Here is a 25473-nt window from a genome sequence, read left to right on the forward strand (position 1 = left end):
GATGAAAGGTATAATTTTAGCCGGAGGTTCCGGAACCCGACTTTACCCTCTTACCATAGCCGTAAGTAAGCAGTTGATGCCTGTCTATGATAAGCCGATGATCTACTATCCGCTTTCCACTTTATTGCTGGCAGGCATCAGGGATATTCTGATTATTACGACACCGCACGATCAGGATGGCTTTGTAAAGCTGCTGGGTGACGGCTCACAGATCGGGTGCAACATAGAATATGTCGTTCAGCCCAGTCCGGACGGATTGGCACAGGCCTTTATCCTCGGAGAACAGTTTATCGGGAATGACGCTGCGGCTCTTGTCCTGGGTGACAATATCTTTTATGGGTCAGAGATGGGCACACTACTTAAAAACAAGACTAATCCTGATGGAGGTGTTGTTTTTGCCTATCATGTTTCAGATCCTGAGCGCTATGGGGTAGTTGAGTTTGATGCAGATCTTAAGGCGGTTTCCATCGAAGAGAAGCCTGCTACTCCAAAATCAAACTATGCGGTACCCGGGCTCTATTTCTACGATAATGAAGTAGTGAACATTGCCAAAAACATTCAGCCTTCAGCCAGAGGCGAGCTGGAAATTACCGATGTTAACAACGTATATCTTAATAAGGGTAAACTTGAGGTAGGTGTCCTGGACAGAGGAACTGCATGGCTGGATACAGGGACCTTTGACTCTTTAAACGATGCTTCGGAATTTGTACGGGTCATTGAGAAAAGGCAGGGATTCAAGATCGGATGCATCGAGGAAATTGCTTTCAGGAATAAATTTATCAACGAAGAAAAGCTGCTTGAAACGGCCAAGAAATATGGCAAAAGCGGGTATGGGGAATACCTGAAATATTTAATAATGAAATAGAAGTAGTAAGAAAATGAGATAAATTAGATCTTGTCTCATTATTATTGTTTTAATATATTCTTATCGCAGTATGTTAGGTGCAGTTAAAAAAATGCTACAGAACAGGGGCTGCAATAAATTTACTTAAAAAGCTTTATTTTAATAAATAGATATTAAATTTCCTTGCAATTTAATTGAAGCAATAAAAAAGATTGGCAGATGTAATCTTTGATTTTTTTTCTGACCATTGCATATTTATAAAATTTAAAATGAAGGATAAGTGACCAGATTTGTCCTTCATCTTTTTTTAAGATCATACGCACCACTTATAACATAATTTCCGCTGATATTTTTTTATATTTGCCCGCAATACAAGTATTGTGAAAAAATATCCCTTCTGGAAAATGCTAATGGATTATAGTATTGCAGGTATTTCTGTGGTGATCTTTTCTCCTATACTTTTTATTCTCTTCGCTGTGGCTTCCTATGATACAGGATTTCCGGGTATTTTTGTCCAAAAAAGAATTGGAAGAAATGCCATTCCGTTTAACATCTATAAATTCAGAACCATACATTCGATTACCCTTCAGAAATCCGGTATAGGAGCATGGTTAAGAAAATCTAAACTTGATGAACTGCCACAACTGTTCAATATTCTTAAAGGGGATATGTCGTTGATAGGCCCAAGACCGGATATCCCGGGTTATTATGACCAGTTGAAAGGTGAAGACCGCTTGGTCCTCCAGCTGAAGCCGGGAGTCATCAGTGAAGCCGGAATCAAATACCGTAATGAAGATCAATTGCTTCAGCAACATCCAAATCCGATACAATTTAATGATGAAGAATTATTCCCGGATAAGGTAAAAATGAATCTGCAATATTATTATCAACTGTCTTTTAAAACAGACATCAGTGTGTTGCTGAAAGCTTTTTCAGTTTTTAAATTTTAATACCTGTATTGCTGTACATCTTACTTAATGATTCTTAAGTTCAAGGCTGAATTCAGAAAGTGCAGATAAAATCATTTTAATATGATATTACTACAGACGATATATAAAATATAAATATATTTGCAAAGTTTAACTGAAACGGGATATAATCTTAATTTTCAAAATATAATCCAACAAATGGATAACAAAGACAATAAAGAAATCAATTTTAAAGAACTTTTAAATCCTTATCTGAAAAATTGGAAGTATTTCCTGGGAACTATTTTCCTCATGGCCTTATTGGCTGTTTACATTATCAAATCAACTGCTCCCGTTTATAAAGCTCAGACTTCTGTATTAATTAAAGATGCTAAGAAAATGTCTCCTGCAGCCGGTGATATGGGGGTTCTCCAAAGTTTGGGCGGCCTTAGCGGAATGGGTACGAACAGCATCGAAAATGAACTTGGTGTTTTTGCATCCAAAAGTATTGTTGAAGATGTTCTGAAAGAACACAATTTTCAGACTCCGATCTATTCTAAACAGAGATTCAACAGTTTAGAACTTTATGGCAATACCAGTCCTTATATCATCAATATTATTCAGGAGAAAAGCAATGTCGATGTACCTAAAAAGCCTGTTTATATTAAAACTCATGGTGATAAAATTATATTATCTTCTGAAGAATGGAGCAAGGACATTATAACATATTATAATAAAACGGTAAATCTGCCTTTTGCTATACTGATGATCAGCAAGAATCCGTCTTTTCAGGCACCTAAAAAAATGGAGATGTCTGACGTATATTTTACTTACAGCGATTTTGAAGATACTGTTGATAGCTTTCAGAGAGCCTTAGAAGTTGATTTACTGGATAAAAACGGAACGATTATCAACTTATCGGTAGAATTTCAGAATAAGGATAAGGCAAAAGATTTCTTGAATGGTCTGGTAAGGCAATATAATGTCTATGCTATCAATGATAAAAATATCGAATCAAAGAGAACCAAGGAATTTATTGATAACAGGATCCAGATCATATCAAAGGAGTTGGGTGATGTAGAAACCCAGAAAGAAGTTTATAAAGCAGGCAATAATATCGTGGATTTGCCTACCGAGGCAAAAGTCAATCTTCAGCTTAAAGAACAAAGCAAAGCCCAGGCTTTGGAAATTGGCACTCAGCTGGAACTCAACAGAATTCTTGAGAATACGCTTAATAAAAAAGAAACCGGAGATGTTTTACCTTTTAATTTAGGCTTACAGAATGAAGCCGCTACCAAATCTATTCAGGAATATAATGCACTTGTTCTGCAAAGAAATAAATATATGCAGGAAGCTACCCCGGATAATCCACTGGTAAAGAATCTGAACCGACAAATTGATGAGCTAAGGGCATCATTAACAGAAACCCTGCAGAAGAATGAAACATCCCTGGCATTAGCTAAAAGTAAATTTGAAAGTCAGCTGGGTGAATCAGAAAGCATGATCAGTAAAATTCCCAGTCAGGAAAAACTTTTCAGAAGCATAGAACGGCAGCAGCAGATTAAAGAAAACCTGTATTTGCTTCTTCTCCAGAAACGCGAAGAAGCCGCCATAAGTATGGAGATTACGGCTGAAAAGGCAAGGACAGTAGACCGTGCGTTTGTGCTTAAAAAGCCGGTTGCGCCTAAAAAAATACTGATCTTGGCCGTATTCCTTGTATTGGGTATCATGATACCTTTCTTTGTCATCTATCTGAAACAAATGCTGCAAAGCACTATTGATAAGAGATCAGATATTACAAAACTTACGAAGGTTCCGGTAGTAGCTGAAATTCCAAAACTAAAAAACAAGGATAAATCCCTGGTGAGTTTTAATGATGTATCGCCTATGGCTGAGGCATTCAGGATCTTTGTTACCAACCTTAAATTTCTTTTGCCGGTAAAAGAAACCCCGCATGTGATTATGATTACTTCATCTGTAAAAGGTGAAGGAAAAACATTTGTGTCCACCAATCTTTCAATCATTCTGGCATCTTCAAGAGATCGGGTTCTGGTCATAGGAGCAGATGTTAGGAATCCTCAGCTGCAACGGTATAACCCCTCTATGAAAATGGCTAAGGGATTAACTGAATTTTTGAGCGGAGAAGAGCTTTCGCTTAATGAAATTATCCATCCCAGCGGCTATAACCAGAATTGTGATTTTATCTATTCAGGATCCATTCCTCCTAATCCAACTGACCTGCTTCAAAATGGTAAACTGGATGAACTTCTTTCCATGATCAAAATACAGAATCAGTATAAATATATTGTACTTGATACAGCTCCGCTTTTACTGGTAACCGATTCTTTCCTTATTTCTGATAAAAGTGATGCCATTGTATATGTTACCCGTGCCGGTGTTACGGAAAAGAGTTACCTGGAATTTTTAAATCATTCAGTAGAAGAACAGAAACTTAAAAATGTTGGAATAGTTCTCAACGGCGTAAAAGAATCAAACTTTGGCTATGGAAACACATTCGGGTACGGTTACCAGGCAGATAAGACGAAGTGGTGGAAAAAAAAGTCATGATAAAGAAGTACAGTTAACAAATGAGTGGCAATAAGAAATTATTGAAGAGTATAACTTCATTAGGCATTGTCCAGATTGCGAACTACATTTTTCCTTTTGTTACCATTCCTATCGTTTCCAGAATCTTAGGACCTGATAAAATTGGATTGGTAAACTATGCCGCATCATTTGCCCTGTATTTTGTATTGCTGGTTTCTTATTCTTTCGAACTGACAGGTGTACGCCGGGCTGTGAATATTGGAAATAACAGAACATTAATTAATGAGCTGTTCTCAAAAATTTTCTTCTCTCAGCTGTTTTTATTGCTGGTTTCTTTCGTTATTTTTATTCCGTGCCTGTTTTTAGTGCCATTTTTAAAGCAGGATTATCTGGTTTCTTTTATCAGCTTTACTTTCTGCATACAGTCTTTGTTCTCTCAGAACTGGCTGTTTCAGGCAAAGCAGGAACTGAAGTTTATTGCAGGTTATAATTTTGCTGCAAGATCATTAATCATGGTAGGAGTGCTTCTGTTTATACGAAAAGAGCAGGATTATATCATTTATGCCTGCATCTTCAATCTTGTACCTGTAGCTGTTTCGGTCATTTCATTTATTATAGCGTATAAAAAGTTCCAGCTGAAACTCTCTGTGCCTGCTTTCAGCGACGTTTTCAAACTGATAAAGGAGGATAGGGTAATCTTTTTATCCAATATGATTATATCCCTTTATTCTACCACAAGCACTGTAATTTTAGGTTTTTATCATTCTAATGACGTAGTGGGGTATTATACCTCGGCTCAAAAAGTTGTTGATATAGCCAGAAATGTTGTCATGAGGCCTTTGGTTCAGGGGTTGTTTCCATTTATAGGCGCTGCTTTTACCAAAGGTCTGGAAACAGGTGTTGATGCTGTAAAACGCATACTTCCGGTATTTTTTATCCTTACCGTAACAGTTGTATTGGGATTAGCTGTTATGGGACCTTATGTAATCAGGGTGTTTTTCGGTGAAAAATTCAATGACAGTATTATTTTACTTGAAGTGTTGAGTATAGGTTTATTTGCTATCTTTTTTAATATGTTTTTTGGTTCAATAGTCATGCTGAACTTAAACATGGATAAATTCTTCTTTTCAATTTCACTTTTTGCCGCCATATTCAGTCTAGTTCTGAACTTTTTGTTGGTTCCCAGATATGGAGCACTGGCGACATCTGTCATCTGGACTGCCACTGAATTTATTATCATATCCATTCAGATCACCATCATCAGGAAAAGGAAGATCAATATTTTTTCAAGAGAACTGTTCTCTGTCAAGCATTTACTGAAAAGCTTGAAAAATTTAAAATCCTTAGAATCATAAATAATACGTATGAAAGTTGCCTTTCTTTCTGTTTTTGCTTTTGATGCCAATATTTCATTAATAAATGCACTTAAAGATCAGTGTGATGTGTACTTCTTCACAGAAGCCCTGCATCAGATCTATAACTATATTGACAAAGATCAACTTCAAAAACGTATTACAGAAGGAAATGATGTAGAACAAATACAACGTTTCGGAGACCTCATAGATCTTCGTAAAACCTTTGTTATCAAGGGAACTAAAAACTCTGATCTGTTTAGGAAAATGTACAATTCATACAAAATAGATGCTGAGCTGAAAAAAATAAAACCTGATGTTATTATTATAGATAATATTACCCTTACGTATGTATGGTCTGCTATCCGTCTCAGAAAAAAGGCATTGCTTATTGTTCATGATCCTTTTCAGCATTCCGGTGAAGAATTTATTATTGAGAAATACCTCAGAAAATTATTTTTCAGGCTTATCAGTCATAAAATCATATTAAACAATTCCCAGAAGGACAAGTTCATCAAAGAGTGCGGGCAGAACGTAAAATACATACACAGTTCTTTTCTAAGTGTTTACACCTATTTGACGTATTACCACAAAAATATACAGTCTGAAACCTCTTCCCCGGAATTCAATATTTTGTTTTTCGGGAGAATATCACCTTATAAAGGCATCAGATTTTTACTGGAAACATTTATAAGCATGCTTTCATCTGAGAAAATACAGAATATGACACTCACCATTGCAGGAAGCGGTGATTTTGATTTTGATATCAACGAATATAAAAGCCATCCCGATATTAAAATTATCAATACATTTGTTTCCCCGGAAGATCTTTCGCTTCTTATAGCACAATCCTCAGTTGTAGTTTGCCCTTATACAGATGCTACTCAGAGTGGAGTGGTTATGTCTGCATTTGCGTTTAAAAAACCGGTTATTGCTACTAATGTTGGAGGGCTACCCGAAATGGTTGAGCATGGTAAAACAGGGATCATTATCGAGAAGAACAATAAAAAAGATCTTCAGGACGCTCTCTTGTCACTCTATACTCATCCTGAAAAACTGGATTCAATGAGGGCAAATATTGAGCAGGAGTATTTCTGTGGAAATAAAAGCTGGAAACATTCAGCTGAGCTTTTTTTGGAAGCAATACAAAGTATCCGTCAAGAGAATTAGTAATGCATAGTTAGCTATATGATATATCTGTTTACATTTTTTTTATCGATAACTTTTTTTAAGTTGGCAGACTTTTTTTTAGATAAAAAGAAAGTATTAGGTATCCTTTTTCTGGTGATTGCAATCCTTATTCCATCTATATTGGCAGGCTGCAGGGACTTAAGTATTGGTACAGACACCAGCTTTTATGTAAGGGACTATTTCAGGGATGCGAAATATGCGAGAAACTTTTTTGCTTATAAGGAAAAGATTCCGGCTGAGATCGGTTACGCTACCTTTAATTATTTAGTAACAAAAATCTTTCACAGCATATCCTGGCTGCTGTTTTTCATTCAGGGATTTATAATGTTGTTCATAACACTTTCTATCCTTAACCTGAAGAAGAAGAACCTGCTGCCATGGGCATTCCTCGTCTATTTTCTATTGTATTTTTCCAACTCACTGAATATGACCAGACAGACTATGGCTATTGCTGTATGTTTATATTCATTTTCCAATTTATTGACGGGCAGGTTTGCTAAAGCATTGGTATTTGCAGGAATTGCCATTGCCTTTCACCTGACAGCCTTTATTTTTTTAACGGTATTTCCTATTTATTTTTATACATCGAAATTTATTAAAAACTTCTGGCTTTTTCAGCTGCTGATCAGTGTGGCATGTATCATTATCGTGCTTATGCTGGATACCATTATTGTAACTTTTATTGGTGCCGGTGTACTTGCAGAAGGATTTGATACCTATACTTCGGGTGGGATTTATGGATCGAATATTCCTGCTTCCGATCTGTTTTTATGTTTTGTGTTTTTTCTGGTGTTTGTTATTTTTAAACAATTTTCTTCATTGGATGAAGACCGGAAAAACTTTTTTCAGACCATCTTTCTGGTCTCCATTATTTTATGTTTTGCCGCGATACAGTCTACATTTGCCGTAAGGGGAATGTACTATTTTTCATTTATGTCTATTGTTATCATTCCTCTTCTCATTGGAAATATCACTGACAGAAAAATTGAATATTTACTCTGGATCTGTGTTTTTTCATTATTTATGCTGTACTGGGGACTTACTATTCCCTACGCCAATCTTGGAGAAACTTATCCTTACAAATCTAAAATTCTGAATTTATGAATCCCCTGATCTCCATTGTTGTTCCCGTGTACAAAGTGGAAAAATACCTATCGGACTGTATCGGCAGTATATTGCTTCAGGAATATGATCATTTGGAAATCTTATTGGTTAATGACGGATCACCGGACCGTTGTGGTGCTATATGCAATCAGTTTGCAGAGGAAGATCAGCGTATCAAAGTTATCCATAAGGAAAACGGCGGGCTATCTGATGCAAGGAATGCCGGATTGCGGGCAATGGCGGGAGAGTATGTAACATTTGTTGATAGTGATGATACTATTGAAGAGAATTACGTATCAACACTGGTTAATTTAGCAGAGCGGCATCAAACTCAAATTGCAGTTACCTTATTCCGACATATCAAAGAAGGAGAAGAAAAAACGCAGGTTGAGAAAAGTGAAAAATTAGAAAAACTATTGTCAACAAATGAAGCATTGGAAACAATGTTTTACCAGGATCTTTTTGACAACAATGCCACAGGAAAACTGTATCATCACTCACTGTTCAAAAATATTGAATTTCCAAAAGGGCTTCTGTACGAAGATCTCCTGACAACATACAAATTAATACTTTTATCTCAGAATGGCGTTGCATTTTCCGGTTCGCAGAATTATAACTATCTGCTGAGAGAAGATAGTATAGAGGGATCCCCATTCAGCAAGAAAAAATTTGATAGTCTGATTTATATCTTAAAGGACCTCGAAGAATTTAAATCGGAGATTCCAATTCTACATAAATGTATTGAATGCAGGATATTAAGCTTATTATTCCATTTATTTTTTGAAACAGAAGAAGGCAGTATTTACGAAGTTGAGATTTTCAGCCTGATCAAAAAATACAGGGTCGGAGTCTTAACGGACAGGTATGCAAGGAAAAAAGCAAGAATCGCATCTGTTATTTCATTTCTGGGACGCAGACCTCTGAGAATTTTTTATAAGTTTGGAAAGTCAAGAAATTAAATGCATAACTATGAATATTGAAATTAAAAACCTAAATGACTTTTTTAAAGAAAAAAGTCTGAAAATTATAGAATTCTTTATTCTTGCTCTGGTATTATTTTATTTTCTAATACCACAGTTCGTGTACAGCCAGCAGACCATAAGTGTTGATTTTTCTAAAAAAGTGCAAAAGAAAGAATCCATTGCCGGCTTTCTCCATTTTAACGACCTTACTCCGTTAGATAAAAATATCAGGACCCTGAAGCCAAGATACTGGAGGGTTGGGAATGCTCTTCATGACAAAACAAAAAGAACACAGCAAATAAAACTTCTTCACTCTTATCATATTACCCCTATCCTGGTTCTGACAGATTTTTTTGCCGGGACAGAAGATAATTGGGGCAAACCTTTCCTCAAACAGCAGAAATTCAGGGACCTTGTTAAAAATCTATATCTGGAAAATGGAAATCAGGTTATCTATGATTTATGGAACGAGCCTGACACAGATTCTTGGGGTGGTAGTCAGGAACAGTTTTTTCAAACATTTAAAATAGCACATGATGTTATCCGTTCATTGCCTGGCGGAAAAAACGCAGTGATTACCGGACCGGGTACTTCCAGGTTTAATGAAGATTTTATAATGAATTTTCTGAAATACTGTAATAGTAATAACGTAAGAGTAGATATCCTGAACTGGCATGAAGGAGGAATACTAAAGGATGTACTGAATGTGCAGACCAACATCAGAACTGCAGAGAAATGGATCAAAGAGTTTCCAAAAGTAGGAATTAAAAAAATATTTATTCCTGAAATCTTATGGCATACCGAACAGTTTAATCCTGCTGCCGTATTCGCCTATCTTTATGTAATTGAAAAGAATGGTGCATCAGGGGCATGCAAAACATGCTGGGATACTCCTGCAGAATTTGGCGGTAATACCTGCTGGAATAATTCTATGGATGGAATTCTGGACCCTCAGGGCAATACAAGATCTGTTTGGTGGGCATACAAGCTTTATGCGGATAGCTTAGATAAGCGGCTTACATCTTCATCAACTGAAAGCATAATGAATATCCCGTATCTTGATTCTGACAATAATTTCTCAATGATTATTACCAATATATCTCATGTGGATTTAGCTAAACTGGACATTGATCTCAAAAATATGAACTCAGGAATCATAAACCACAATGGCAGTCAGACATTAAAACTCTATGAGATTACCAATACCAATGAAAAGCCGCTTAAAAGCCCTAAACTCCTTTTTGAAATACCCTTTTCTCTAAGCTCGAATAATAAGATAATACATTTAGAAAATATAGCATACAATAAAATGTATTATCTGCTGGTTTCTAAACGGAAATAATTTAAATGGAAGAATCAGATAAAAATACAGTTAAAATTGTTCAGTTTGTAGAAGCTTTTGGAGGAGGAGTTTATACGTATGTAAAAGATCTGAGCAATTTTCTGGCTACCCATCAGCATATCATGCCTTGTGAAATTCATTTGATATACAGTCCCAATCGTATTGAACTGGATAAAGATCTTTTTCACAAAGAAATTCATCCGGGAATTCACCTTCATGAAATCCATATGCAACGGGATATCAGTTTCAGCAAAGACTGGAAGGTCATTGTAAAAACAAGAAAAATACTAAAAAAAATTAAGCCCGATGTGATTCATCTCCATTCAGCCAAAGCTGGTGTAATTGGCCGCTTAGCTTGTTTAGGATTGGTTTCAGAGAAAAACATATATTATTCTCCTCATGGTTTTTCATTCGTACAGCAAAATATTTCCCGAGTAAAGGTGATGCTCTTCAGAGCCATAGAATACGGTATGCAAGTGTTGTTTGGCGGAACCATTATTGCATCAGGTGATACCGAATTTGAGCTGGCGAAAAATATAGGCAAAACCCTGCTGATCAGAAATGGAGTGGATTTCGAATTGCCTGATAAGTTGTATGTCCAAGCAACAAATGCAAACTTTACCATAGGAACGGTAGGAAGGCTGACGCCTCAGAAAAACCCGAAAGTATTTAACCAGATTGCCCTGCAATTTCCGGAAATTAATTTTATCTGGATTGGAGATGGAGAACTGATTGATGATATTACAGCAGAAAATATTACCGTAACAGGCTGGGTGAGGACACGAGAGGAATTGCTGCAAAAGATAGGTGCACTGGATGTCTATATACAAGTATCTCTTTGGGAGGGTTTGCCTATTGCTATTCTTGAGGCCATGGCCATGCGTAAGCCTCTTCTGGTGAGCAATGTGATCGGTAATAAAGATACGGTAGAAAACGATTTCAACGGATTCGTTTATAACACAGTGTCAGAAGCAGTAGAAAAAGTATCCTGTTTTTTTAATGAAAAAAAACGCATTGAAATGGGAAATAACTCCTACAAAAAAGCATTTGGGCAATATAATAAAACGACTAATTTTCTTAGGCTCATAGAAGTATATAAAGGATATAATAAACATAAAAAAACATCTTAAACCAGACTAATTTTTTATATTTGCATTCGTCATAATAGGAACATTGTATACTTACACAATTTATGGAAATAAGATTAACAACGCTTGAAGATTGCTATATTATAGAATCCACTGTCTATGAGGATGAAAGGGGCTACTTCTATGAAAAATTCAACCAAAAAAAATTCGAGGACTTAACAGGAATGAATGGCCATTTTGTTCAGGATAATGTTTCTAAATCAGTTTATGGCGTTTTAAGAGGCCTTCATCTTCAGAAAGGAGATCATGCACAGGCTAAATTGGTTTCCTGTCTGGAAGGTAAAGTTCTTGATGTTGCGGTTGACGTACGTGAAAACTCACCAACTTTCGGTAAATGGTTTTCTATTGAATTAACGGAAGAAAATAAACTACAGTTATATATTCCAAGAGGCTTTGCTCATGGATTTTGCGTACTGAGTGATACGGCTGTATTTTCATATAAGTGCGATAACTTTTATAATAAAGCATCAGAGGGAGGTATCATCTGGAATGATAATGATCTGAATATCGACTGGCAGCTTCCGCTGGAAGATATTATACTTTCGGAAAAGGATACTGTTTTGCCTTCATTATCTTCAAGAAATTTTTAAAACGGGAATAACAATACTGAAATCCAGGTTTCTACAACGTGCTGCTGTAATATGCTAGTCTACATTTTTAAACATTTACCCAAAGTTTTCTTAATTGGAGATTACCTGACTATAAATCTATTTCTGATTATAGGGCAAGTGTTTTTTTTTGATGATTATTCCCATAATTATAAGGCTCAATTCGTTTTAGTAAATATTTCCTGGTTCTTTATTACCAGCTTAACAAAGCCTTACAAGCGATTAAATATAAAAGAATCATCTCTTCATTTTAATGCACTGGCAAAATCACTGTTTATCCTGGTTGCTTTTTCAGTTATTTACTTATGGATGGTTTCTCCGCTTAGAATAGATTATAAAAATGTTTTACTTTATTTTTTCTCCGTTGCTTTTGCAATGGTTAGCATTCGGTTGATACTGTTTTTGTACCGTAAGAAAAACAGGGTGAAGCTTGCAAGAGGGCTGTATTCTTTCAATACGGTGCTTATAGGCGAAAATGAATTGGCCAAATCACTCCTATCCAATAATGATCTGAGAAGATCTATGGGAATTAGAGGTACCTATGCCTGCAGAAATACCACAACTAAAAATAAATATCTGGGTGAAATTGACCAGTTATTTAATGACATCGAAAGCAGTAAAATAAACAATATCATATTTTGTGATGACTCTATCGGGCTGGATTTATACCTGAAAATATTAGATACTGCCGAGCAGAAAATGATCAGGGTGTATATGGTCCCGGATTTTAAATATGTTAATCTTGCTCCTGCTCATTTTGATGTCATTAATGAGATGCCATTCCTTAAATTAATTAGGGAACCCCTCTCTAATCCCAAAAAACAAATTCTGAAAAGAACATTTGATATTTGCTTTTCACTCTTCATCATGGTTTTTCTGTTATCCTGGCTTATTCCTGTTATAGCATTGATCGTGAAGCTGGAAAGTAATGAATCTGTTTTTTTCTTACAAAAACGGTCAGGCTTTAAAAACAAATCATTTTTCTGTATCAAATTCAGGAGTATGACCGCAAATAAAAACGCCGATATCAGAACCGCCGTAAAAAATGACCCGAGAGTAACCAAATTTGGAGCATTCATGCGGAAAACAAGTATTGACGAATTACCGCAGTTTATCAATGTCTTTTTAGGTGATATGTCTGTAGTAGGACCCAGGCCTCATATGATATCGCAGACAGACATGTACTCCAAGATTACCAAAAAGTATATGACCAGGCACATTGTTAAGCCCGGAATTACCGGCTGGGCACAGGTAATGGGATCCAGAGGAGAGATATTCTCTCATAGGGATATGGAAAAAAGGATCGAAAAAGATATCTGGTATATTCAGAACTGGTCCTTCTTTTTAGACCTCAAAATTATATTCCTGACCTTATACAATATTGTAAAAGGAGACGATCAAGCTTACTGATTCCTGTAGCTTCTAGAACGAAACAATTGACATAAATAGGATGCTTTCCTCAAACCGTCTTCTATTTTTAATCCAAACTCTCCAATAATTCGTATCTTTGCACACTCAAAATCAAAAAGATGCGCACAAAATCTGTAGGTAAAAAGAAAATCAATGTGGTAACGCTGGGCTGCTCCAAGAATGTTTATGATTCCGAAGTGCTGATGAGCCAGCTGAAAGCCAATGGGAAAGAAGTGGTTCATGAAGACAGGGGAGACATTGTAGTGATCAATACCTGCGGATTTATCGATAATGCCAAAGAAGAATCCATCAACACCATCCTGGATTACGTAGATGCAAAAAACAGAGGCGAGGTAGAGAAGGTTTTTGTAACCGGATGCCTTTCCGAAAGATATAAACCGGATCTGATCAAGGAGATTCCGGATGTGGACCAGTACTTTGGTACCCGCGATCTGCCGATTCTCCTTAAGCATCTGGGAGCAGATTACAAGCATGAGCTGGTTGGTGAAAGACTAACGACAACTCCTAAGCATTATGCCTACCTGAAAATTTCCGAAGGCTGCGACAGGCCATGCTCTTTCTGTGCCATTCCGTTAATGAGAGGCGGACATATTTCTACTCCGATTGAAAAGCTCGTTACCGAAGCACAGAAATTAGCCAAATCCGGTACCAAGGAACTTATTCTTATTGCTCAGGACCTTACGTATTACGGACTTGATCTGTATAAGAAAAGAGCCTTGGGTGATCTTCTCAAAGAATTGGTGAAGATTGACGGTATCGAATGGATCAGGCTGCATTACGCATTCCCGAGCGGGTTTCCTGAAGATGTCCTGGATATCATCCGGGAAGAGCCTAAAATATGCAACTATATAGACATTCCGCTTCAGCACATCAACTCCGACCTGTTGAAATCAATGAAGAGAGGGACGACACATGAAAAAACCGATGCGCTTCTGGCTAAGTTCAGAGAAAAAGTTCCGGATATGGCCATCCGTACCACTTTGATTGTAGGGTATCCGGGAGAAACAGAAGAGAGATTCCAGGAACTTAAAGACTGGGTGAGAGAGCAAAAATTCGACAGGCTGGGATGCTTTACTTACTCCCATGAAGAAAATACCACTGCTCATGTTCTGGAAGATAATATTCCACAGGAAGTAAAAGAAGCAAGGGTGGAAGAAATTATGGAATTGCAGTCGCAGATTTCCTGGGAGAAGAATCAGGAAAAGATCGGTCACGTATACACATGTGTTTTCGATAGAAAGGAAGGCAATTATTTTATCGGCAGAACGGAATATGATTCCCCTGACGTAGACAATACAGTGCTGGTATCGGCTGAAAACACATATATTTCCATTGGTGAGTTTGCTCAGGTGAAAATTACTTCAGCAGAGGAATTTGACCTTTACGGAGAGCTTGTTTAGATAAAACACATTTTATATAGAAAGCTGGTAAGTCATCTTATCAGCTTTTTTGTTGTTGTATGATTTGATTATTAGGTATTTATGTATTATTCAGCATAACAAATGGAACAAAAAGTTAATTTTGTTAACTTTCAAAATGGTATTTTAACATATTTTAACTATGTAAATTAAGTGTTTGTTTTTCAGTATTTTATATTTAATTTTAACTTTTAATTTGGTTTTAATTAACTATTGTTAACATTTAAAATAGGTGGATAAGGAGTTTACTTATAGATTTGCCTCCGTCAAAACCAATAAAAAGTTTACCATGATGAAAAGATTCATTCTCGTAATCATACTGATGATTTCAACCTTTAGTGTATATTCTTTCAGTAAATATGCTAATGAAACAAAAAAGACAAGCTACGCATCTTACTATAACGACAAATTCAACGGTAGAAAAACAGCCAGCGGGGAAATTTTTGATAATTCAAAACTTACCGCAGCCAACAGGTCACTTCCTTTCGGTACCCATATCAAAGTAACCAATCTGAATAACGGAAAAGAGGTTATTGTCAAGATTAACGATCGCGGACCTTATTCTTCTTCCAGGTCACTGGATATGTCAAAGGCAGCCTTTAAAGAAATCGGGGATACAGGAAGAGGAACCATTCCTGTTGAATATGAAATCGTAGATTAAAAAGTCTGATTTAAAATAAAAATCCGTCCGATCACAAGATCAGACGGATTTCTTTTTATAGGTCAATTTCCACCAGAGCAGGACAATGGTCGGAATGTACAGCCTCCTTAAGGATGACAGCCCTCGAGAGCCTGTCTTTTAAAGTATATGAAGTGAAATTATAGTCGAGGCGCCAGCCCTTGTTTTTGCCCCGGGCATTCTGCCTGTAGCTCCACCAGGTGTAATGGTCCGGCTGGTCGTTGAAAAACCTGAAACTGTCAATCAGTTCGCACTCCTCAATAAAGCTGCTCATCCATTCCCTTTCCATGGGCAGGAAACCGGATACGTTCTTCAAACGGACAGGATCATGGATATCGATGGCCTGATGACAAATATTGAAATCACCGGAGATAATCAGGTTCGGAATACTTTTTTTAAGCTCTTTGATGTAATCAAGAAAATCATGGCAAAACTGCATTTTGAAATCCAGCCGCTCCGTATTGGAAGCAGAAGGTACATATACTGAAATCACAGAATATTCTTCAAAGTCAGCCCGGATAATTCTGCCTTCATTATCATAGCTTTCAATACCGCATCCGTATTCTACATGATTAGGCTTGATTTTGGATGCGATCCCGACGCCGCTATAACCTTTTCTTACAGCGGAATGCCAGTAACTGTAATAGCCCAGTTTTTCAAGGCTTTCAATGTCGATCTGATCATTTCCTGCTTTACTTTCTTGGATGCAGACCACATCCGGATCAGCCGATTTCAGCCAGCCTAAAAAGTCTTTGGTAAAGGCCGCCCGTATGCCGTTAACATTATAGGTAATTAATCTCATGATTTAGGATTCAATTTTAATGATGCTCTATTCAATACAGGATGAGCGGGCGGTCTTATGATTGTCTGGCCAGCATTATTCTGCTTATATGATATAAAGGCATCAGTTATATATTTCTGCTAAGATATAAACTAATACAGAGTATAAAAAATGGGCGGAAAAAATCATTAAATTTTTTCCGCCCAGAACCCAGAGTAAATAAACTATGAAAAAAACTATTTGGGTTCTAATATGCTGATCGGAATGATACATTCTTCCAGTGATATCCCGCCGTGCTGATAGGTTTCTTTGTAGTAATTGACGAAATGGTTGTAATTTTTAGGATATGCTAAGAAAATATTGTTCTTGGCAAAAATATATTTGGAGCTCAGGTTACCTTTAGGCAAAAACAGCTTTTCAGGATTGGTAATAGCCCACACATCACTGCTGTCATAAGTAAGGCTCTTTCCGGTCTTATAACGGATGTTGGTCGACGTTTCACGGTCACCGACCACTTTGCTCGGCTTTTTCACATATACTGTTCCGTGATCTGTGGTGATCACAAGTTTAAATCCGCTTTCCGCAGCAGCTTTGATGATTTTAAGCACTGAAGAATTCTCAAACCAATTGTAAGTTAATGATCTGAATGTTTTATCATCACGGATCAGCTGGTCAACAATATGGTTATCCGTTTTGGCATGCGAGAGGATATCGATGAAATTATAAACGATAACCAGGAGGTCATTATTTTTATGCTGGTTGAAATCATCGTAGATCTTTCTTTCAAAATCTGCATTCAGCACTTTAAGGTACTTCATCGACTTTGAATTCAGGCCAATCCGCTTCATCTGATCTTCCAGGAAATCACGCTCATACTCATTTTTATTGCCTTCTTCATTGTCATTGAACCATTTATCCGGGAAACGTTTTTCAATTTCAGATGGCATCAGCCCTGCAAAGAAAGAGTTTCTTGCATATTGTGTTGCCGTTGGAAGAATACTGTAATAATAGTCTTCAGAAACTTTATTATAATACTTCGTGAACAGGGGTTCGATCACTTTCCACTGGTCGTAACGGAGATTGTCTACCATCAGAAGCAGCACCTTGTCCTTCTCAACTTCAGGTTTCACCTTTTCCTTGAAAAGGGTATGGCTCATGATCGGCTTGTCAGGACCCTGCAGCCAGTCTTCGTAGTTCTTTTCAATAAATTTGGCAAACTGGATGTTAGCTTCCTCTTTCTGGCTCTGGAGCAGGTCTGCAAATTCATTATCGGTCACCCTGTCGAACTTGATTTCCCAGTTCAGGATCTTTTTATAGTATTCTGCCCATTCCTGATACGTTCTCAGGTATGAAAGCTCCATGGAAAGATTCCTGAACTCCTGCTGGTACTGAAGGATAGTTTTCTGTTCCACCAGGTTGTCTTCCTGAAGGTTCTTCTTCAGGGACAGAAGGATCTGGTTCGGGTTAACCGGCTTCAGAATATAATCGGCAATCTGAGAACCGATTGCTTCTTCCATGATGTGTTCCTCTTCGCTCTTGGTTACCATTACGATTTTAAGAGCATTGTCTTTCTCTTTGATCATAGGAATGGCTTCCAGTCCGGAAATTCCGGGCATATTTTCATCAATGAGCGTTAACGCGAATTTCTCCGAATCCATCAGTTCCAGAGCTTCATTCACGTTGTTTACAGGGGTAACATGGTAGCCCTTTTTTTCTAAAAATACGATGTGAGGTTTAAGTAAATCTATTTCATCATCTATCCATAATATCTTTTCCGACATAATTTATTTTTTACATGATAACAGCATCAAAATGCTGACCAAATCACGGTTACTGCTGCAAAAGTAAGGAGGATGTCAGTTAAATATAAGTTAAATCATATCCCGGACCCCTATATTTAACTAATGATAACATTTACAGAAGTTTACATGAGTAGCTTTTTACGGAAGACAGACGTATGGGAAAACCTGAATTACAGATGAATAGCCACGTCCCATGCTGCTCGTCTGACATTATGACATTCATGTCCGTTTAATAGCGCTTACCGTTAAATTTTCCTAACTTTGTATCTATACCTATCCTCCATGCAGAACAAGCTAAAAATCATCAACGATCCGGTACATGGATTCATCAAAATTCCTCATGAGATCTTATTCGATATTATTGAACACCCTTACTTCCAGAGGTTAAGGAGGATATCTCAGACAGGGCTGCTGAACCTGATTTTCCCGGGAGCCACCCATACCCGGTTCCACCATGCCTTAGGAGCTATGCACCTGATGTTTACAGCCATTGAAACCCTGAAACTGAAAGGGGTGGAGATTTCGAAAGAAGAAGAAAAGGGAGCATTGCTCGCTATTCTGATGCATGATATCGGGCATGGACCGTTTTCCCATGCGCTGGAAAGTATGCTGATGGATGACTGGCATCATGAAAATCTGTCCCTGCTCCTCATGAACAGGCTTAATGAACAGTTCAACGGCCAGTTGTCAACGGCTATTGAGATGTTCCGGGGACAATACCACAGGAAATTTTTTAACCAGCTTATCTCATCCCAGCTGGATGTGGACCGGCTTGATTATCTGAAAAGGGATAGTTTCTTTACCGGTGTTTCGGAAGGAAACGTGAATACCCAGCGGATCATTTCCATGATGAATGTATGTGAGGACCGTGAACTCGTTATTGATGCCAAAGGAATCTATTCCATTGAAAACTTCCTTACCGCCAGGATGTTTATGTACTGGCAGGTATATTATCACAAAACTTCTGCGCTGGCAGAGTTTATTCTCGTCAAAATCCTTGAAAGAGCAAAATTTCTTGTGTCCCAAGGAGTCATTCTGCCGGCCACGGAAAACCTTACCTACTTCCTCTACCGTGAAAAAGGTTCGGCTACCGATGAGGATGTGGAACGTTTCACCCAGCTCGATGACAATGATATTATACAGGCTATGAAGTTATGGCAGAAATCCGATGATTTTATCCTCTCATACTGGTGCCGTTGCGTAATTCAGAGGGATCTGCCTAAAACCATCATTTCATCACACCCTTTTGATCAGGCATTTATCGAGGAAAAAATAAAGGATACGAATGCATTTCTCGGAATTGATAACGGCAAAGAACTGGTGCATGAAATAAAACGTAAGCTTCTTCCTTACGATACCGAAAAGCAGCCAATCTGGCTTTTGCAGAAAAACGGGGAAAAAATAAAACTGCATGAATCCGAAGATCAGCTCCTTTCAGGATTGATGGTGAATAAGACTACACGATATATTCTTACGTTTCCCAGGAATTTCAATATTTAAGAGTGCTAAAGTATATTAAAATGCACGTTCCGGGATCAAAAAACCTTTGCGAATTATAGAATTTCTTATCTTTGCAGAATATGGAATTTACAGCTTCGCAAATTGCAAGTTTTATAGACGGTAAAATAATAGGTGACGGCAATGCACTTATTACAGGAGTTTCACCTATTGAAAACGGCGAACAGGGACACCTTTCTTTTATAGCACAGGACAGGTTTTCCCATTTTCTAGATAGCACAAAGTGTTCCGTTATCATTGTTTCTGAAAATCTTTTAACAAAAGACACCTATGCACCCACGGTTATTTCCGTAAAGGATGCATACCTTTCTTTTCAGGTGCTGATGAACCTATATCAGGAAATGCAGGGCAGGAAAGATGGGATTGAAGAAGGATCTTCCATTCATGCAACTGCTCAGATAGGAGAGAATGTCTATGTAGGTGCCTTCACCTATGTCTCGGAAAAAGCAAAAATCGGGGAAGGTTCCCAGATCTATCCGCAGGTATACATAGGGAAGGGTGTAAAGATCGGCAAGAACTGTAAAATAGACAGTGGTGCCAGAATCTATGATTACTGCATCATCGGAGACAACTGTATCATTCATTCCAATACCGTTATAGGAGGAGACGGCTTCGGTTTCCAGCCTACGGCTGAAGGTTTCAAAAAAATTCCTCAGCTGGGCAATGTTATCATCGAAGATAATGTGGAAATCGGTTCCAACTGCAGCATAGACAGAGCGACCATAGGCTCAACGGTCATCGGGAAGGGAACCAAGATCGATAACCTGATCCAGATAGCCCATAACGTGAAAATAGGACAGAACAATGTCATTGCCGCGCAGGCCGGAATTGCAGGCTCCACAACCATCGGGGACTGGAATCAGATCGGCGGCCAGGTGGGCATCGTCGGACACATAAAAATCGGTAACCAGGTAAGAATCCAGGCACAGAGCGGAGTGAGCTCAAGCGTGAAAGATAAGGAGAGCCTGTATGGTTCACCGGCAATCAACTATAACGACTATCTGAGGAGCTACATCCACTTCAGGAACCTTACCGGAATCGTAAACAGAATAAATAATCTAGAGAATAACTCAAAAGATAACACTAATGAGTGATATGCAAAAAACGCTTCAGCAAGAGGTAACTCTTTCGGGCATCGGCCTTCATACAGGCAAAGAAGTAAAACTTACCATCAAGCCTGCCAAAGAAAACACAGGTTTTGTTTTTGTAAGGACAGATCTGGAAGGTCATCCGCAGGTAGAAGCAGACGTTAATTACGTTGTGGCTACCGAAAGAGGGACAACACTGGAAAAATTGGGCGTTAAAATCACGACCTGTGAGCATCTCCTGGCCGCTCTTGTTGGCTGTGATGTAGATAATGCGATCCTGGAAATGGATGCTTCCGAACCTCCCATCATGGACGGGTCTTCCAAGTATTTCGTGGAAGCCATCGAAAGCGTTGGTGTGGTTGATCAGGGAGCTCCGAGAGAATATCTGGTCATCAAAGAGGTGCAGACTTATACTGATCCTGTTACCGGTTCTGAGATCACAATCATTCCTTCAGATACCTATGAGGTCACTACGATGGTAGATTTCGGGACTAAAGTCCTGGGAACCCAGAATGCTACCATGAAGCATATTTCAGAATTCAAGGAAGAAATTTCATCAGCAAGAACATTCAGCTTTTTGCACGAACTTGAAATGCTGCTGGATCATGGCCTTATTAAAGGAGGTGATATTTCCAATGCCATTGTGTATGTGGATAAAGACCTTACCCCTGAAACCACTGAAAAGCTTAAGAAAGCATTCGGGAAAGACAATGTTTCCATCAGGTCTAACGGGATCCTGGATAACCTGACTTTGAATTATCCTAACGAAGCGGCAAGACATAAACTGCTGGACGTTATCGGGGACCTGGCTTTAGCCGGGGTTAAAATTAAAGGTAAAGTCATTGCCAACAAACCTGGGCACTACGTCAATACCCAGTTTGCCAAAAAACTGAACCGCCAGTGGAAACTTCAGAAAAAGAAAAATGTTCCGGACTTTGATCTTACCAAAGAACCGGTTTTCGATATCAACGGAATTATGCGCCTCATGCCGCACAGACCTCCTTTCCTCCTTATTGATAAGGTTCTGGAATTGTCTGACTCTCATGTGGTGGGCCTTAAAAATGTAACGATGAACGAGCCGTTCTTCGTAGGTCACTTTCCGAAAGAACCGGTAATGCCGGGAGTCCTTCAGGTAGAAGCCCTGGCCCAGACTGGTGGAATCCTTGTACTGGCAAGTGTTCCGGATCCTGAAAACTATTCTACCTACTTCATTAAAATGGATAAGGTTAAATTTAAGAAGAAAGTTGTTCCCGGAGATACGATTATCTTCAAAATTGAACTGATTGAGCCGATCCGAAGAGGAATTGTTCACATGCAGGGGTATGGTTATGTAGGGGATTCCGTAGTTGTGGAAGCAGAATTAATGGCCCAGGTTGCTAAAAATAAAGTTGATTAAATGATTCATCAGTTAGCTGCCGTTGATAAACGTGCAAAAATCAGCAAAAATGTAATTGTAGAGCCTTTTACTACAATTGCGGGGGATGTGGAAATAGGCGAAGGCACCTGGATCGGGCCCAACGTAACCATTATGGATGGTGCCAGGATTGGGAAGAACTGTAAAATATTTCCCGGGACTGTAATTTCCGCCATTCCGCAGGACCTTAAGTTCGATGGTGAAGATACCCGGGTTATTATTGATGATGATACCACCATCCGTGAATGCGTCACCGTCAACAGGGGTACGAAAGCACTGGGATATACCAAAATAGGAAAGAACTGCCTGATCATGGCTACTTCCCACATTGCCCACGACTGCATTATCGGAGATCATGTGATCATTGTGAACGGATGCGGAATTGCAGGGCATGTGGAAATTGGTGATTACACGGTGATGGGCGGGCTGAGTGCGGTGCACCAGTTCGGTAAAATCGGTAAGCACGTAATGATTTCCGGTGGTACACTCGTAAGAAAAGATATTCCTCCTTATATAAAAGTGGCCAGAGAGCCGATGTCTTACGCGGGAATTAATTCCGTAGGATTGAGAAGAAGAGGGTTCAGCAACGAAAAAATATTTGAAATCCAGAAAATATACAGATCCATTTTCCAGATGAAGATGAACGTTTCCCAAGCAATGGCATATATTGAAAAAGAAATGCTGCCTACTGCTGAAAGGGACGAGATCCTTCAGTTCATCCAGAATTCACCACGAGGAATCGTAAAGGGATACGGAACCAATAAAGAGGTCTGAAGCAGGACGTCCGATAAAAAGAATAATACAACTTAGATAATACAATTAATGGCAACAAGTAACGATATCAGAAAAGGGCTGTGTATTGAGTACAGCAATGATATTTATAAAGTAATCGAGTTTCTTCACGTAAAACCGGGAAAAGGACCTGCTTTCGTAAGAACTAAATTAAAATCGGTAACCAACGGAAAAGTAATTGATAATACATTTTCTGCCGGTCATAAAATCGAAGAGGTAAAAGTGATCACCAGAAAGTATCAGTACCTGTATGATGATGAGAATGGTTTCCATTTCATGAACAATGATGATTTCTCCCAATTATACCTGAATAAGGAGATGATTGAAAACTCTCAATTCATGAAAGCCGGGGAAGAAGTAACCATCATACTGAAAGAGGTAGATGAAACACCGCTTTCAGCAGAACTTCCGCAATCCGTATACCTGGATATTATTGAAGCTGATCCGGGCGTAAAAGGAAATACGGCTACCAATGCGCTTAAAAATGCCATCGTGGAAACCGGTGCACGGGTGATGGTTCCTCTGTTCATTGAACCGGGAGACAAAATCAAAGTAAGCACAGAAGACGGTTCTTACTTGGAAAGAGTAAAAGAATAAAATAAAATATCATGTACAATAATTCGGTTTGCCTATGCATTCCGAATTTTGTTTTATAAGAAAAATAGCTGTTATGAGATTCCATTCCCCGCAAAAACTGAAAACCATTGCAGACCTTATCGGAGCGAAGCCTGTAGGTCCTGAAGACTTCGAGGTTCTGGGAACCAACGAAATTCACAGGGTACAGCCCGGTGACATTGTTTTTGTCAACCATCCCAAATATTACGATAAAGCACTCCAGTCTGCGGCAACCATTATCATGATCGATAAAGAAGTGGAATGCCCGGAAGGAAAGGCACTCTTGGTTTCTGATGACCCGTTCCGGGATTTCAACAGGATCAACACGCACTTTACAAGGATCTATAATTTTACCGAGGAGCTCCATGATGTTGAAATCGGTGAAGGAACCCATATCCATCCGTCGGCAGTGGTAGGCAACAACATAAAGATCGGAAAAAATACCCTGATCTTCCCTAATGTAGTTATTGGTGACCGTACCGTCATTGGAGATAATGTGATTATCCAGTCCGGAACTGTACTGGGAGGCGATGCGTTTTATTACCGTAAGCTTAACGGCAGTTTCGACCGTTTGATTTCCGTAGGGAATGTCGTTATTGAAGACAATGTGGAGATCGGGAACAACTGTACGATCGACCGGGGCGTAACCGATTCTACCATAATCGGTGAAGGCTCTGTCCTTGATAATCAGATCCAGGTAGGACACGATACCGTCATCGGTAAAAAATGCCTGATTGCTTCCCAGGTGGGTATCGCAGGATGCTGCACCATTGGTGATGAAGTTACCGTTTGGGGCCAGGTGGGTATGGCGTCCGGCAATACGGTTGCATCCGGTACTGTACTGCTTGGCAAAACCGGAGTCAACAGAGACCTTGAAAAAGGGACCTATATCGGGATGTTTGCGGAAGATTATAAAACCTACCTGAAGAAGGAAATTAAATTGAGAAACCTGGAATAAACAAATTATTTTCGTTGGTCTATAATCAAAGAAAAATAAGTAAATTTGTGAGCATTAATAAACAAAGAATAAATTAAAACAACAATAAAATGTCAATTTTAGTAAACAAAGATTCTAAAGTAATTGTACAAGGATTTACAGGGAACGAAGGGACTTTCCATGCAAGCCAGATGATTGAATACGGAACCAACGTTGTAGGTGGGGTTACTCCGGGAAAAGGAGGAAGCGAGCACCTTGGGAAGCCGGTATTCAATACTGTAGCTGAAGCGGTTGAAAAGGCCGGAGCCAATGTAACGATCATCTTCGTACCGCCTGCATTTGCTGCGGATGCTATTATGGAAGCTGCAGAAGCGGGAATCAAAGTAATCGTATGTATTACGGAAGGAATCCCTGTAGCGGATATGGTGAAGGTAAAATCTTATATTGCTGACAGAGACTGCAGACTCATCGGTCCTAACTGCCCGGGAATCATTACTTCTGAAGAAGCTAAAATTGGGATTATGCCAGGTTTCGTTTTCAAAAAAGGAAAAGTGGGAATCGTTTCAAAATCAGGAACCCTTACTTACGAAGCTGCTGACCAGGTAGTAAAAGCAGGATTCGGAGTTTCTACGGCAATCGGTATCGGTGGAGACCCGATCATCGGAACTACAACCAGAGAAGCACTGGAATTGTTCATCAACGATCCTGAAACTGAAGCTGTAGTAATGATCGGAGAAATCGGTGGCGGATTGGAAGCTGAAGCTGCAAGATGGTACAAGGCCAGCGGTTCTACGAAACCGGTTGTTGGATTCATCGCAGGACAGACAGCGCCAAAAGGAAGAACGATGGGTCACGCAGGAGCTATTGTAGGAGGTGCAGAAGATACGGCTCAGGCTAAAATGGAGATCATGAGAGAAAACGGGATCAATGTAGTGGACTCTCCGGCTGACATCGGTGCTACCGTAGCCAAAGTGTTATCATAACATTTAAAA

General features: G+C 38.8%; 22 protein-coding genes. 20 read left to right on the top strand and 2 right to left on the bottom strand.

Annotation, left to right across the window (positions count from 1 at the left end):
- Nucleotide 1 precedes the first annotated feature (1 nt).
- From rfbA to CGB83_RS16885, 13 genes are all read left to right on the top strand, one after another.
- Entirely contained in the window at nt 2–865 is an 864-nt protein-coding gene (gene rfbA, locus CGB83_RS16825) for a glucose-1-phosphate thymidylyltransferase RfbA (RefSeq protein WP_100076854.1), read from the top strand.
- Between the two features lie 359 nt (nt 866–1224).
- Nucleotides 1225–1794, top strand: a complete 570-nt coding sequence (locus CGB83_RS16830; protein WP_228419975.1) for a sugar transferase — start codon at nt 1225–1227, stop codon at nt 1792–1794.
- 177 nt (nt 1795–1971) lie between these two features.
- Nucleotides 1972–4320: a GumC family protein gene (locus CGB83_RS16835; protein WP_100076855.1), complete on the top strand. Its 2349-nt coding sequence runs from the start codon at nt 1972–1974 to the stop codon at nt 4318–4320.
- A gap of 41 nt (nt 4321–4361) precedes the next feature.
- On the top strand, nt 4362–5654 hold the full coding sequence (locus CGB83_RS16840; RefSeq protein ID WP_172954720.1) for a flippase: 1293 nt from the start codon (nt 4362–4364) through the stop codon (nt 5652–5654).
- Between the two features lie 9 nt (nt 5655–5663).
- Nucleotides 5664–6821, top strand: a complete 1158-nt coding sequence (locus tag CGB83_RS16845) for a glycosyltransferase family 4 protein (protein ID WP_100076857.1) — start codon at nt 5664–5666, stop codon at nt 6819–6821.
- A 63-nt stretch (nt 6822–6884) separates the two neighbouring features.
- Nucleotides 6885–7946, top strand: a complete 1062-nt coding sequence (locus tag CGB83_RS16850) for an EpsG family protein (protein ID WP_157761442.1) — start codon at nt 6885–6887, stop codon at nt 7944–7946.
- The gene (locus tag CGB83_RS16855; protein WP_100076859.1) at nt 7943–8905 is read left to right on the top strand and encodes a glycosyltransferase family 2 protein; all 963 of its coding nucleotides are present in this window, start codon (nt 7943–7945) and stop codon (nt 8903–8905) included. Before CGB83_RS16850 ends, CGB83_RS16855 begins: the two co-directional genes overlap by 4 nt.
- A gap of 10 nt (nt 8906–8915) precedes the next feature.
- On the top strand, nt 8916–10250 hold the full coding sequence (locus CGB83_RS16860; RefSeq protein ID WP_100076860.1) for a GH39 family glycosyl hydrolase: 1335 nt from the start codon (nt 8916–8918) through the stop codon (nt 10248–10250).
- A gap of 5 nt (nt 10251–10255) precedes the next feature.
- Complete coding sequence (locus CGB83_RS16865) at nt 10256–11380, top strand: glycosyltransferase (protein WP_100076861.1); 1125 nt, start codon at nt 10256–10258, stop codon at nt 11378–11380.
- Nucleotides 11381–11442: 62 nt separating this feature from the next.
- Nucleotides 11443–11988: a dTDP-4-dehydrorhamnose 3,5-epimerase gene (rfbC, locus tag CGB83_RS16870; protein WP_100076862.1), complete on the top strand. Its 546-nt coding sequence runs from the start codon at nt 11443–11445 to the stop codon at nt 11986–11988.
- A gap of 51 nt (nt 11989–12039) precedes the next feature.
- Nucleotides 12040–13416, top strand: a complete 1377-nt coding sequence (locus tag CGB83_RS16875; protein ID WP_100076863.1) for an exopolysaccharide biosynthesis polyprenyl glycosylphosphotransferase — start codon at nt 12040–12042, stop codon at nt 13414–13416.
- Nucleotides 13417–13535: 119 nt separating this feature from the next.
- The gene (rimO, locus tag CGB83_RS16880) at nt 13536–14837 is read left to right on the top strand and encodes a 30S ribosomal protein S12 methylthiotransferase RimO (RefSeq protein WP_100076864.1); all 1302 of its coding nucleotides are present in this window, start codon (nt 13536–13538) and stop codon (nt 14835–14837) included.
- A 307-nt stretch (nt 14838–15144) separates the two neighbouring features.
- Complete coding sequence (locus CGB83_RS16885; RefSeq protein ID WP_100076865.1) at nt 15145–15516, top strand: septal ring lytic transglycosylase RlpA family protein; 372 nt, start codon at nt 15145–15147, stop codon at nt 15514–15516.
- A gap of 55 nt (nt 15517–15571) precedes the next feature.
- On the opposite strand, the gene CGB83_RS16890 is transcribed toward CGB83_RS16885, so the two are convergent.
- Together CGB83_RS16890 and porX are read right to left on the bottom strand one after the other, a co-directional pair.
- Nucleotides 15572–16336: an exodeoxyribonuclease III gene (locus CGB83_RS16890; RefSeq protein ID WP_100076866.1), complete on the bottom strand. Its 765-nt coding sequence runs from the start codon at nt 16334–16336 to the stop codon at nt 15572–15574.
- 215 nt (nt 16337–16551) lie between these two features.
- A complete protein-coding gene (porX, locus tag CGB83_RS16895; RefSeq protein ID WP_100076867.1) occupies nt 16552–18096 on the bottom strand; it encodes a T9SS response regulator signal transducer PorX in 1545 nt (514 codons plus the stop codon).
- A gap of 303 nt (nt 18097–18399) precedes the next feature.
- On the opposite strand from porX, the gene CGB83_RS16900 reads away from it, so the two are divergent.
- The 7 genes from CGB83_RS16900 to sucD all read left to right on the top strand — a co-directional run bounded on the left by CGB83_RS16900 (nt 18400) and on the right by sucD (nt 25464).
- Nucleotides 18400–19617: an HD domain-containing protein gene (locus CGB83_RS16900; protein ID WP_100076868.1), complete on the top strand. Its 1218-nt coding sequence runs from the start codon at nt 18400–18402 to the stop codon at nt 19615–19617.
- A gap of 80 nt (nt 19618–19697) precedes the next feature.
- Nucleotides 19698–20729 (top strand): UDP-3-O-(3-hydroxymyristoyl)glucosamine N-acyltransferase, encoded by a 1032-nt coding sequence (lpxD, locus tag CGB83_RS16905; protein WP_100076869.1) that lies wholly within the window; start codon nt 19698–19700, stop codon nt 20727–20729.
- Nucleotides 20722–22119, top strand: coding sequence for a bifunctional UDP-3-O-[3-hydroxymyristoyl] N-acetylglucosamine deacetylase/3-hydroxyacyl-ACP dehydratase (locus CGB83_RS16910; RefSeq protein WP_100076870.1), 1398 nt, complete (start codon nt 20722–20724; stop codon nt 22117–22119). Before lpxD ends, CGB83_RS16910 begins: the two co-directional genes overlap by 8 nt.
- Nucleotides 22120–22911, top strand: coding sequence for an acyl-ACP--UDP-N-acetylglucosamine O-acyltransferase (gene lpxA / locus CGB83_RS16915; RefSeq protein ID WP_100076871.1), 792 nt, complete (start codon nt 22120–22122; stop codon nt 22909–22911).
- Nucleotides 22912–22959: 48 nt separating this feature from the next.
- Nucleotides 22960–23526 (top strand): elongation factor P, encoded by a 567-nt coding sequence (gene efp, locus CGB83_RS16920; RefSeq protein WP_100076872.1) that lies wholly within the window; start codon nt 22960–22962, stop codon nt 23524–23526.
- A 73-nt stretch (nt 23527–23599) separates the two neighbouring features.
- Entirely contained in the window at nt 23600–24502 is a 903-nt protein-coding gene (locus CGB83_RS16925; RefSeq protein ID WP_100076873.1) for a UDP-3-O-(3-hydroxymyristoyl)glucosamine N-acyltransferase, read from the top strand.
- Nucleotides 24503–24591: 89 nt separating this feature from the next.
- On the top strand, nt 24592–25464 hold the full coding sequence (gene sucD / locus CGB83_RS16930; RefSeq protein WP_100076874.1) for a succinate--CoA ligase subunit alpha: 873 nt from the start codon (nt 24592–24594) through the stop codon (nt 25462–25464).
- Nucleotides 25465–25473: the final 9 nt, after the last annotated feature.

This window comes from Chryseobacterium camelliae, assembly GCF_002770595.1.
Lineage (GTDB): Bacteria > Bacteroidota > Bacteroidia > Flavobacteriales > Weeksellaceae > Chryseobacterium > Chryseobacterium camelliae.

What these genes read in the sequence shown, in the direction of transcription:
- CGB83_RS16860 (WP_100076860.1), top strand. Translation starts at nt 8,916, where the DNA reads ATGAATATTGAAATTAAAAACCTAAATGACTTTTTTAAAGAAAAAAGT.
- rimO (WP_100076864.1), top strand. Translation starts at nt 13,536, where the DNA reads ATGCGCACAAAATCTGTAGGTAAAAAGAAAATCAATGTGGTAACGCTG.
- rfbA (WP_100076854.1), top strand. Translation starts at nt 2, where the DNA reads ATGAAAGGTATAATTTTAGCCGGAGGTTCCGGAACCCGACTTTACCCT.
- CGB83_RS16845 (WP_100076857.1), top strand. Translation starts at nt 5,664, where the DNA reads ATGAAAGTTGCCTTTCTTTCTGTTTTTGCTTTTGATGCCAATATTTCA.
- CGB83_RS16885 (WP_100076865.1), top strand. Translation starts at nt 15,145, where the DNA reads ATGATGAAAAGATTCATTCTCGTAATCATACTGATGATTTCAACCTTT.
- lpxA (WP_100076871.1), top strand. Translation starts at nt 22,120, where the DNA reads ATGATTCATCAGTTAGCTGCCGTTGATAAACGTGCAAAAATCAGCAAA.
- CGB83_RS16865 (WP_100076861.1), top strand. Translation starts at nt 10,256, where the DNA reads ATGGAAGAATCAGATAAAAATACAGTTAAAATTGTTCAGTTTGTAGAA.
- CGB83_RS16875 (WP_100076863.1), top strand. Translation starts at nt 12,040, where the DNA reads ATGCTAGTCTACATTTTTAAACATTTACCCAAAGTTTTCTTAATTGGA.
- CGB83_RS16855 (WP_100076859.1), top strand. Translation starts at nt 7,943, where the DNA reads ATGAATCCCCTGATCTCCATTGTTGTTCCCGTGTACAAAGTGGAAAAA.
- CGB83_RS16890 (WP_100076866.1), bottom strand. Translation starts at nt 16,336, where the DNA reads ATGAGATTAATTACCTATAATGTTAACGGCATACGGGCGGCCTTTACC.
- efp (WP_100076872.1), top strand. Translation starts at nt 22,960, where the DNA reads ATGGCAACAAGTAACGATATCAGAAAAGGGCTGTGTATTGAGTACAGC.
- porX (WP_100076867.1), bottom strand. Translation starts at nt 18,096, where the DNA reads ATGTCGGAAAAGATATTATGGATAGATGATGAAATAGATTTACTTAAA.
- CGB83_RS16925 (WP_100076873.1), top strand. Translation starts at nt 23,600, where the DNA reads ATGAGATTCCATTCCCCGCAAAAACTGAAAACCATTGCAGACCTTATC.
- sucD (WP_100076874.1), top strand. Translation starts at nt 24,592, where the DNA reads ATGTCAATTTTAGTAAACAAAGATTCTAAAGTAATTGTACAAGGATTT.
- lpxD (WP_100076869.1), top strand. Translation starts at nt 19,698, where the DNA reads ATGGAATTTACAGCTTCGCAAATTGCAAGTTTTATAGACGGTAAAATA.
- CGB83_RS16900 (WP_100076868.1), top strand. Translation starts at nt 18,400, where the DNA reads ATGCAGAACAAGCTAAAAATCATCAACGATCCGGTACATGGATTCATC.
- rfbC (WP_100076862.1), top strand. Translation starts at nt 11,443, where the DNA reads ATGGAAATAAGATTAACAACGCTTGAAGATTGCTATATTATAGAATCC.
- CGB83_RS16835 (WP_100076855.1), top strand. Translation starts at nt 1,972, where the DNA reads ATGGATAACAAAGACAATAAAGAAATCAATTTTAAAGAACTTTTAAAT.
- CGB83_RS16910 (WP_100076870.1), top strand. Translation starts at nt 20,722, where the DNA reads ATGAGTGATATGCAAAAAACGCTTCAGCAAGAGGTAACTCTTTCGGGC.